8 protein-coding genes and 1 pseudogene are annotated in these 10,608 nt (G+C 37.1%); 4 read left to right on the forward strand and 5 right to left on the reverse strand.

The features are described 5' to 3' along the window. The 3 genes and pseudogenes from ACILQF_RS06055 to hemA all read right to left on the reverse strand — a co-directional run. A pseudogene (locus ACILQF_RS06055) lies at positions 1-216 on the reverse strand (porphobilinogen synthase); the annotation flags it as partial. Between the two features lie 12 nt (positions 217-228). Beyond that, positions 229-1,842, reverse strand: coding sequence for a hydroxymethylbilane synthase (gene hemC, locus ACILQF_RS06060; protein ID WP_395626520.1), 1,614 nt, complete (start codon positions 1,840-1,842; stop codon positions 229-231). A 72-nt stretch (positions 1,843-1,914) separates the two neighbouring features. Next, positions 1,915-3,141, reverse strand: a complete 1,227-nt coding sequence (gene hemA / locus ACILQF_RS06065; RefSeq protein WP_395626521.1) for a glutamyl-tRNA reductase — start codon at positions 3,139-3,141, stop codon at positions 1,915-1,917. A 355-nt stretch (positions 3,142-3,496) separates the two neighbouring features. Here hemA and ACILQF_RS06070 point away from each other — a divergent pair, with 355 nt between their 5' ends. After that, positions 3,497-4,327 (forward strand): alpha/beta hydrolase family protein, encoded by an 831-nt coding sequence (locus ACILQF_RS06070; RefSeq protein ID WP_395626522.1) that lies wholly within the window; start codon positions 3,497-3,499, stop codon positions 4,325-4,327. On the opposite strand, the gene ispG is transcribed toward ACILQF_RS06070, so the two are convergent. Both ispG and ACILQF_RS06080 read right to left on the reverse strand, forming a co-directional pair. Further along, positions 4,324-6,447 (reverse strand): (E)-4-hydroxy-3-methylbut-2-enyl-diphosphate synthase, encoded by a 2,124-nt coding sequence (gene ispG / locus ACILQF_RS06075; RefSeq protein WP_395626523.1) that lies wholly within the window; start codon positions 6,445-6,447, stop codon positions 4,324-4,326. The two genes, ACILQF_RS06070 and ispG, sit on opposite strands and share 4 nt — an antisense overlap. 140 nt (positions 6,448-6,587) lie before the next feature. Beyond that, positions 6,588-7,214, reverse strand: coding sequence for a DUF4159 domain-containing protein (locus tag ACILQF_RS06080; RefSeq protein WP_395626524.1), 627 nt, complete (start codon positions 7,212-7,214; stop codon positions 6,588-6,590). A gap of 136 nt (positions 7,215-7,350) precedes the next feature. Here ACILQF_RS06080 and ACILQF_RS06085 point away from each other — a divergent pair, with 136 nt between their 5' ends. The 3 genes from ACILQF_RS06085 to ACILQF_RS06095 all read left to right on the forward strand — a co-directional run. Beyond that, positions 7,351-8,349 carry an AAA family ATPase gene (locus ACILQF_RS06085; RefSeq protein ID WP_395626525.1) on the forward strand — a complete coding sequence of 333 codons (999 nt, stop codon included), beginning with the start codon at positions 7,351-7,353 and terminating at the stop codon, positions 8,347-8,349. Positions 8,350-8,394: 45 nt separating this feature from the next. Next, a complete protein-coding gene (locus tag ACILQF_RS06090) occupies positions 8,395-9,282 on the forward strand; it encodes a DUF58 domain-containing protein (protein ID WP_395626526.1) in 888 nt (295 codons plus the stop codon). 3 nt (positions 9,283-9,285) lie between these two features. After that, a partial coding sequence (locus ACILQF_RS06095) for a BatA domain-containing protein (RefSeq protein WP_395626527.1) occupies positions 9,286-10,608 on the forward strand: 1,323 nt, incomplete at its 3' end.

Consider the following 10,608-nt stretch of genomic DNA (forward strand, 5'->3'; position numbering starts at 1 on the left):
ACCCACTTTCAAGGATTTTTCTACATCCTTCAAAAGGGTATCAACAGAAAAATGATTGATACCGGGCATCGCATCGATACCATGCACAACATTTTTGCCGGGGACAACAAAATAAGGATAAATGAACATATCCTTCGACAATCTGGTTTCTGCAACCATTTCGCGTAATATTGGAGTTGTTCTTAACCTCCTGGGACGAATTAACATATGATCCATACTTTGTTTATATTATAAATCGAGCGCAAAAACCGCCTCTGCCAAGCCCATTTCATCAGGCGAAAATGGCAATGTATAGTTAACACCCATTTCATCAAACTTCTGACCAGTAGTTTTACCGATACAAATAACTTTTTGATCAGGTTCAAGCAGGTTTTCAGCAAAATAAGAATCTACGTTTGAGGGACTTGTAAAAATCAATACTTCGGCATATGATTTTTCAACCTTCTCTATGCTAATAGTCTCATAAACAGTTAACTCTATAATTTTTGTATCTGCAGATAATTCCTTTTGAATAGTCTTTAATGAACCCTTAGCACTTGGGAACAGAACATTTTTTCCATTAGCAAGCTTGGCGAACTCTTTAGCGATATCGCTCGTATCAATACCCTCCTCTTCACCATTAAAATCGGCTTTCTTGCCGTGTAAACGTAGTACATCCTCCGATGCTCTACCTAAAACCCCAAATTTCACTTTTTTAGGAAGTTGAGGTTCAAGCTTAAAGAAATACTCGATAGCATTCTTACTACTGAAGAAAACCCAATCTATATTTCTTAAGATAAATGAATCCAATTTATTGATAGATGGGAAAGTACGAATTAATGAACGTCCCTCTAGCTCCACCTGATGCTTTGCCATAGCATGCTTCAAATAACTCGATTCAGAAAGCTCGCGGGTTATAAATATATTTTTAGGAAATTTACGATTGGTAGCAAATTTGGAAACAATCATTTCAGCAATTCCTTCAGACGTTTCAGATTCAGTAAAATGTCGGTCAGGGAAATCATTTCCATCATCCGCCTTTGAAGTCCAAATTTGAAAAGTAGAACCATCCTTCCGGCAATAACAACCCAAAGGCATTTGGCAGCCCCCTTCAAAGAGGTTTAACACCTTCCTTTCAATCCCAATTTGCTCAGCAACATCTTTATTATTTATCGCTTGAAGCTTTGCAAAAAGAGCAGTATCGCTTTCGCGGATTTGATAGGCTAAAACACCTTGTGCCGGCGCAGGAATCAATTCATTAGGCTCAAGCTCTTCAACGTAAAACTCACTTAAATCGAGCCCTAAGCGTAAAACACCAGCTTTAGCAAGCATGATGGCATCATATTTTTCGTCGCGTAATTTTTGGATTCGGGTAATCACATTGCCTCGAAGCTCTTCAATTTCAAGATCTGGACGCACCGCCAACAACTGCGCCTTACGACGATTGGAGGACGTGCCAACCATAGCACCAAATTTCACAGATAACTTATGCTGAACATCTACGCAATCCTTTAAGATTAGCAAAAGCTCTGCTGGATCTTCACGTTCAGAAACTGCAGCAACAATTAATCCTTCGGGATGATTGGTAGGTAAATCTTTATGCGAGTGAACAGCAAGATCAATGGTTCCATTCAAAAGCTCTTCTTCAAGTTCTTTAGTAAAAAACCCCTTTCCCTCTAGCTTGTCGAAACTAAGGTTAAGGATTTTATCGCCTTGAGTTTTAATGATTTTTAACTCTGAATTGAGTCCTATGTTAGCCAAAAGACCTTTAACATAATTAGCTTGCCACAGTGCGAGCTCACTTCCCCGTGTACCAATGATAATTTTAGACTTTTCTTTATCTTCTGTTAAATGATCAGGCATGGCATTTAAGTTGTATGGACGCGTTTTTTTTGAAGGGCTAAAGTAGCCAAAATGATTGGGATCAGTAGGAAATCAACTATTATTTAACAGTATATCCTTTGCCATAACCATTGGAAGGCTAATATATTTCTTTTCCATATAATTCATCACTCGCTCCAATACTTCGCGTGATTGTTGATCCATATTTTCAATTTCTTCAGCAAAAATACCATTTACGGCAGCGTTTCTGATTTCTTTGATTTTTTCAGGAACCTCCTTCATAGCAATTTCAACCCTGCGTTGTTTTAAAACCGGTTTAAATTCCTGTATATTTTCTTCAATAATACGTTCAGCAAAAATTAGCTCTTCATAACGTTCCTTCAAGTTGCTGTTGGCAATTTCCTGCAGACTGTGAACTTCGATAAAGGTTACAGGGTTGTTTTGAAGCACTTCCGGACTAGTATCATTTGGAACAGCTAAATCGACAATAACTTTTCTAGATTCATCCCCATTGAGAAGAGACTTATAAATTTCATTGGTAATTATTGGTTCTGTAGCACTTGTACAAGTAATAATGACATCAAAGCCATTCTTAAAAGTTTTTAATGCATCCAAATTATAAGCTATCCCCCCAAGTTCATCAGCAAGAACATGTGCATTTTCAATCGAGCGATTGAAAATAGTAAAGTTTGAATATTTATGCTTTTTAAGATATTTCGATAGATTTTTGTTTGTTTCGCCTGCACCAATAATCAAAACTCTTGAGTTAGTACACATTTTAAGCTCACGCAATTTTCTGTAAGCTAATGAAACTACCGAAATGGGCTTGCGTGAAATAGCGGTATTCGTATATACCTCTTTAGATGTTTTAACGACACGATTCATGATAAGACGCAAGTAATCGCCTGTAAATCCTGCAATCCTACAAGTATCATAAGCTTTACGAACCTGGGCAAGAATCTCTTTCTCCCCCACCACTAAACTTTCTAGAGAGCAAGAAATTCTTAATAAATGATTTAATGCATCCTCATCTTCATAAGTTGAAACTTGCTCAGAAAAGGCTTGAACCTGTTCTTCAGATATTGGCAAATTCAAAGCATGAATAAAGTCTCTAACAAAATCATGGCTTAGATTTTGCTCTGCAGTAAAAACAAACTCTACGCGATTGCAAGTCCCAATGTAAAATATTTCAGGAATATCAAACTTCTGTTTGACGCTTTCTAAACTACTTTCCAAAGACTCATTACAAATCACAAACTTCCCTAAATCTTTTAGGTCGATTTGTTTATGCGTAAAGGCAATGACTTTTAAATACTTCAAACTATGTGATCCTATTTTTGAAACCGAAACAAATGTAACAAATTAGCGTTTTTGAATATGTCACACCTTTGTAAACACAAGCGTTTAGAAAGATTATAAATAAGATATGACAAAAGCCTGTAAAAAACCCTCGAAAGATATTAATTCAGGATGTTTTTGAAAAAACCTTATTAAAATTCAATGCTCAATTTTAGATAAATTATAAATAGAAACACAACAAAATCATTAGATTCTTTGCTATAAAAATGGAAAAAATTTGTGAAATAACTTATAATACTTAAATTGTCATATAAATTAAAAATTGTTTCAACATAGAGGTCTTATTCACATAAAAGTTTCAAAACGTTAATTCTGTATGATTAATCGGCAATCATTCACTATCGAAGGAGCAGAAGGCAAAGCCATCTTAATGGATCTGCATTTTAAAAGCGGACAAGAAGCGCATCCTTTAGTATTATTTGTGCATGGTTTTAAGGGCTTTAAGGATTGGGGAGCCTATAATTTAGTGGCAGAATACTTTGTAAAACAAGGATTTAGATTTCTGAAATTTAATTTTTCACACAATGGCACAAGTCCTGAAAACCCTACAGAGTTTACTGATCTCGGTGCCTTTGGCGACAATACATTTAGCAAGGAATTTTTTGATTTGAATCAAGTGATTTCATTTGCAAAAAGTGGGAAAAACTTCCCTAAAGCAGAAATATTGAACCTCATTGGCCATAGTCGCGGGGGTGGGACTTCTATCATACATTCAGCAAAAGACCCAAGGATCAACAAGCTCATTACCTGGGCTGCAATCTCTGACTTTAGAAGTCTCTGGAAAAAAGAAGATGAAAAGGAATGGCGAATAAAAGGCGTTATTTTTAATTTTAATACACGTACAAAACAATACACTCCATTAAAAATTGACCTTTTATATGATTTGGAGAAACATTCCAAATCATACGATATTTTACTTGCTGCACAACAAATCCGAAATCCTTGGCTCATTATCCATGGCGATCAAGATGTTAATGTTTCTCTCAATGAAGCATTAAAACTGAAAGAAAATTGTCTGGATGCAGAATTATTTATCGTGCCTCATGCAAACCATGTTTTTGGAGCATCGCATCCATTTACAAAGGATGAATTACCCCTCGAGCTTCATTTGGCATGCGAAAAAAGCGTTGATTTTCTCAAAAATTAATTAATCGACTCGGGTTCAATCCAATTGCCATCCCCACGGATGATTCCAATAAGTTCATCAAGCGCATTTTCGGAATCAACATTTTTCTTAACCACTTCCCTACCACGATAAAGCGTAATTTTACCAGGCCCTGTACCTACATAGCCATAATCAGCATCTGCCATTTCTCCGGGACCATTCACTATACAACCCATGATTCCAATCTTTAAGCCTTTAAGATGATCCGTACGGCTGCGAATCATTTGCGTAGTAATCTGTAAATCGAAAAGCGTTCGGCCACAACTTGGGCACGAAATATATTCCGTTTTTGAAATTCTGGAGCGTGTAGCCTGTAAAATACCAAATGAAGTAGAAAGTACGTTTTTTGTCGATATGTCTGAAGCATCCGCCCAAATACCATCTCCAAAACCATCCAAAAGTAACGCTCCAAGATCGGTTGCAGCATACAATTGAAAATCAGTATCATTCGGCAAAAAAGTCTTACTTTGGTCCTTCAAGCTATATTCACGCTTAATAATCACCGGAACATCAAGCCCCATTTCCACCAATTTAAAGAAGGCATTTCGCTGATCTTGCATTCCACAAACGGCATTAGTTTCTAACACAAAAACTAAGGTATTATCAAGAGGTAATTCTTTGAAAAGCTCAGAATCAATATCTTGATTACTGATTGAAACTAAGTTCAAAGCAGAATCATGTTCTTTTGAGGAAACAAACTCTGACAAAGAATAAAATGGGTGACAATTACTTTTATTGGAAAGTGTTTTCCATGTCGAATAATTATAAAGTTGCTTTAAATTACCCGGAAAACTAAATGAAGGCAATTGATCTGCTAAATAAACAAAATCACATGATTGCTCAGCCATATTGTATTTATCAAGCAAGGTTGAATATAAATAACCTACATCACCAAGAATTGCTGGATCTTTCAGATTTTTATCCGAGATATCTATCACTACGCGAGGCACTTGATGCCCACCAATAAACGTATTTAATTCGGCTGTATGACGCTTTTGATACTCATAAGGATTGTGGCTTGCAGACAAAACATTTTCCTGTGCTCCCTTACTGTCAACCGACAACTGAGAACTGTCAACCGCTAACTGAGAACCGACAACCGACAACTGAGAACTGTCAACTGATAACTGAGAACCGCCAACTGACAACTCAGAACCGACAACAGGCAACTGACCACCATCAACCGATTCCGTTCTCCACTTGTAACGACCAGCCAAAGCAAGTGCCACAGGAGCTTCAAATTCTGGATCTTCGGTAAGCGAAACACGAATGGTATCGCCCAAGCCATCTTCTAAAAGCGCCCCAATACCCACTGCCGATTTAATTCTCCCATCTTCCCCATCGCCAGCTTCTGTAACCCCCAAATGCAAAGGATAATTCATGCCCTCTTTAACCATCGTTTCAACCAACAATCGATAAGCCTGAACCATTACCTGAGGGTTACTAGATTTCATGGAAACCACCAAATTGTAGTAATTTAAAGATTCGCACATACGCATAAACTCCATTGCCGACTCCACCATCCCGCGAGGAGTATCGCCATAATGGCTCATAATACGATCGGAAAGTGAACCATGGTTAGTACCGATACGCATAGCGGTACCGTACTCCTTACAAACCTTAACAAGAGGCGTAAATTTCTTATAAATTCTTTCTAACTCAGCCTGATATTCTGTTTCTGTATATTCAAAATTTTCAAAACGCTTTTTATCTGCATAATTCCCAGGATTGATCCGTACTTTTTCTACAATTCTTGCAGCCTCCTCAGCTGCATTGGGAGTAAAATGTATGTCAGCTATTAATGGAACTTGGTAACCACGCGCACGTAATTCTTTTTTAATTAAAGCTAAATTTTTAGCCTCTTTTATACTAGGAGCAGTTATTCTGATGTATTCACATCCTGCATCTACCATACGGATAGATTGCTCAACAGTTGCCATGGTATCCATAGTATCTGTGGTGGTCATACTTTGAATTCTGATAGGGTTTTGACCACCCATCGCAATATTTCCAATCGTTACCTCGCGAGTTAAAAATCTGGAATACGTATCCAAAGAATTACAATACTTGCCTTTTAGAGCATCAAATGGCTTATTTATCATTAAAAAGAATCAAATTTTCACAAAAATACATAATATGATGCTTATGTAATGTCAAATTTTAGCATGGCTAAAAGACAGTATAAACATCAAAAAAATAAACATAAGCTACTTATAATCAAGCATATATATTTAACTACAATTTACACCCCCATCGCATACATAATAATATTCACTCCAAATTTGGTATTATCCTCGGCATAAAAGCGTTTGTTTCTAAAGTCGTAATCCCACTCACAGCCGTAATCTTTATTGCTATACAAAACACCAATGCGTCCATTAATTTCTATTGCTTTAAGATAATCATGGACCAGATCATCACCCCAACCATTTAATTCAAATGAGGTGGTTGGTGGCCCCTTTTCAAACTCAAAAAAAGATCGATAAATTTCATGGTTATTGGGAATCTTTTTCAGTGCCGAGAAACCAAAAAGTGCGCTCATTTGAGCCTCGAACGACCTAGCAAAGAGTCCGTCAATGTCATGATTGCAATCATCTACAAAAACAAACCCACCATTTTCGACATACTTTTTAAAATTTACCTTCTCCTGCTGATCAAATTGAACCAATTTATGTCCGCTGAGATAAGTAAAAGGATACATAAATACCTCATTACTAGCAAGATCAACAACTTTTTCTTCATAGCTAATCGGGATTGTAGTATATTCTACCAGGGAGTTCAACAAATTTGAAGGCATACGCTGATCCGTATCCCAGTTTCCTGAGCGGTATTTTAACCTCGCAAATGTGAACTTCGAACTAACATTCATTAAAATTATCTTTAATATTTTTCCTAAAGCACGCTTTCAGGAAGGATTATATGTAAAAATACGGATGGGGAATTACATACTCCCACAATCCGCCAAAATATTCCTAATTTTCACCTAATTTAACAAATTATACGAAATGGAAATTTCAGAAAGCAAGATTAAGGCAACAATTGCTAAACTACCGCACCTAAAGCAGGAGATTCAAAAAGTAATTGTTGGGCAAGATCAAGTACTTGAAGAAATGATCATAGCCTTGATGGCTGGTGGGCATTGTCTTTTGGAAGGTGTACCGGGACTTGCCAAAACATTGATGGTTAAAACCTTGTCGCAAGCCATGCACCTTTCTTTCCGTAGGATTCAATTCACTCCCGATTTAATGCCTACAGATATTATTGGAACAGAGATTCTAGAGGAAGACCATAGCTCAGGAAAAAGGTTTTTCAAATTTAATAAAGGGCCAATTTTCGCTAATATCATCCTTGCAGATGAGATAAACCGGACACCTCCAAAAACCCAAGCAGCTTTACTTGAGGCAATGCAAGAGTTCGAGGTAACGTATGGTGGGCAAACTTACCCTCTTGATCGCCCATTTTTTATACTTGCAACACAAAACCCAATTGAGCAAGCAGGAACCTATCCCCTACCTGAAGCGCAACTCGACCGCTTCCTACTTTTCGTAAAAATTGGTTATCCAACAGCACAAGAAGAATTTGGCATCTTGAATAGTACAACGGGCTCAAAAAAGGCCGAAATAAAACCCGTTTTGAATGCTGAGGATATTTTGCAAATCCAATCCCTTGTTAGGGATGTTAGTATAAGCGAAGATCTAATTGAATATGTAAGCAATTTAATTCGTGCCACACGCCCAGATACCACAAGTGTAGATTTTGTAAAGGAATGGGTACGTTGGGGTGCCGGACCGCGAGCTGGTCAGGCACTAATCTTGACCGCCAAGGCCAGAGCCTTGTTGAAAGGTAGATTTGCAGTTATAATGGAAGATTTACATACCATGGCTTATCCGGTTTTAAGGCATCGAATCCTCGTTAATTTTAAAGCAGAAGCAGAAAATGTGAACTCCGACCGAGTTACTTCAGAATTAATTACATCAATAAAACGTCCAGCAATAAAGGCCTAATACAAATATTGACTATTTCTTAAATAAATAATTTCAAGCCCTCACATGAGCAAATTATTAGATCCGAAAGCCGTAATGGCAATCAAAGACCTTTCATTAGCAGCAAAGACTGTGGTGGATGGTTTTATGACGGGAATTAATAAAAGTGCGTTTAAAGGGCTGGGTTTAGAGTTTAGCCAATATCGCTCCTATCAACCAGGCGATGATTTACGTTGGCTCGACTGGAAAATGTATGGCCGTTCTGATCGCTACTATATCCGCGAATCTGAGGTGGAAACGAGCATTTCAGTTCGCTTCGTAATCGACGCAAGCGCCTCTATGAATCACTTAGATGGCGGATTCAAAAAAATCGATTATGCCAAATATCTAGTCGCGTCACTTGCATATCTTGCTCATTTACAAGGCGATGCAATTGGGCTTTACATATTCCAGGATGAAAAATTTTTCTCTTTAACTTCGAAACAAGATTTTCAGCACTTATCACGACTGTTCTATCAACTTGAAAATATTGAAGCCGGAGGAACATTTACAAAACCCATTCATTATAAAGACCTTTATTCAGCTTCAAATAACAGAGAGCTCTTAGTTTTTATCACAGACCTCTATGAAGAAAATGGAGAGCTATTGCAATTATTGGATACATTCAACGCTCTAAAAAACGAAGTGATTGTATTTCAGTTAATGGGAAAAAATGAATTAGACCTCGATTTTAAAGGTTACTCAGAATTGGAAGATCTTGAAACAGGAAAGACCGTTAAAATCGATCAAAAAATATCAAAAAGTGCCTATCAAGAGAGGCTAAATGAGCACTTGAGCAGTCTCAGAATGAAGCTTTTAGATCGACATATATATTATCGATTGATCAGCATGGACGAACCCCTCGATCAGGCCTTAAGAGATTTTTTAAACCAACGTAATAAACAAAGAACATAGGCCTTGCTACAACTATTAAATCCCATCTGGTTATTTGCTATTGGCGGAATTGCCATTCCGCTGATAATCCACTTGTGGAATGTAAAAAAAGGTAAAACCCTGAAAGTTGGAAGCATTAGTCTTCTTGGTGAGAGCTCCAGACAAAGCGCAAAAAGCCTAAAACTAAGCGATCTCCTCTTATTATTTTTACGCTGCTTTTTGTTGATTATTTTAGCCTTTATCCTCGCGAAACCTATTTGGGAAAGTCTTGATAAAAAAAACATAAAATCAGGATGGATCCTTATTGAGGAAGAAAATAGCAAAGAAATTTATGACAATTTTAAATTAGAAATAGATTCACTACTTGGTTTAGAATATGAATTTCACTTTTTCGAACCCGAATTTAGAACAGCCAAAATAACAGAAGTCATCGCTGAAAACAAGAGCAATAAAAACAATATCCTTTCTTATTGGCCGCTGCTAAATTTATTAAATGATAAAATACCCACAAATACAAAAGCATTTCTTTTTACTAGCAACAGACTGAATAGATTGGGCTCAGAGCGCGCCATAATCTCATTCCCCCTGACGTGGAAGACTATCAATATGATAGATTCAACAAGCACATGGATTGAAAACGCCTGGTTTAAAGAATCAGGGAACATCATGGCAACAATCGCAACAAGCAGTCCGACTGCCACAATTTTCACTACCGAAACCTTCAATCCAGCAATTAAAAACAGTCGCTTAAGCTTAGAATTTGACAAAGGAGCGGCAGTGCTAAATTATATAGACAGGAATAAAAAGGATAGCAGTTCGATATTAATCGACACCACTAGCATCAAAATAGCGATTTATACTGATAAATTTAAGAGTGATGCCAGCTATATTAAAGCCGCCATTGTCGCCATCCAAAACTATACCGCCAGAAAAATAGAGCTGAGCGAATTTTCTACAAAAAACATTCCTTCAGACCAAAATATTGTTTTTTGGCTATCAGAATCGGGAATTCCGAATCAACTTAAACCCAAAAACACCCTTTTTACCTATAAAAGTGGGGATGTGAAAAATGTAAATTCACAATTAAAGCTTAAACAAAGTGCTCCCAACGTAAATATTGAACTTTATAAAAGAATTAATATTTCCGAAAATGAGGCTAGCGGCTTTCCTATTTGGGAGGATGGATTTGGAAATCCAATTCTTTATCAAGAGCTCACAAAAGATTATGTCAAACTTCAATTTTATTCAAGATTTAACCCCGACTGGAGCGAATTGGTTTGGAGCCAAGAATTTCCGAAAGCACTGACTCACATTATTTTATCGAACAATAAGAGCTCAAAAATTCAT

The sequence above is a fragment of the Daejeonella sp. genome (assembly GCF_044232565.1).
In the GTDB taxonomy this organism is placed as follows: Bacteria; Bacteroidota; Bacteroidia; order Sphingobacteriales; family Sphingobacteriaceae; genus Daejeonella.

What these genes read in the sequence shown, in the direction of transcription:
- ispG (WP_395626523.1), bottom strand. Translation starts at nt 6,447, where the DNA reads ATGATAAATAAGCCATTTGATGCTCTAAAAGGCAAGTATTGTAATTCT.
- ACILQF_RS06070 (WP_395626522.1), top strand. Translation starts at nt 3,497, where the DNA reads ATGATTAATCGGCAATCATTCACTATCGAAGGAGCAGAAGGCAAAGCC.
- hemC (WP_395626520.1), bottom strand. Translation starts at nt 1,842, where the DNA reads ATGCCTGATCATTTAACAGAAGATAAAGAAAAGTCTAAAATTATCATT.
- ACILQF_RS06085 (WP_395626525.1), top strand. Translation starts at nt 7,351, where the DNA reads ATGGAAATTTCAGAAAGCAAGATTAAGGCAACAATTGCTAAACTACCG.
- ACILQF_RS06080 (WP_395626524.1), bottom strand. Translation starts at nt 7,214, where the DNA reads ATGAATGTTAGTTCGAAGTTCACATTTGCGAGGTTAAAATACCGCTCA.
- ACILQF_RS06090 (WP_395626526.1), top strand. Translation starts at nt 8,395, where the DNA reads ATGAGCAAATTATTAGATCCGAAAGCCGTAATGGCAATCAAAGACCTT.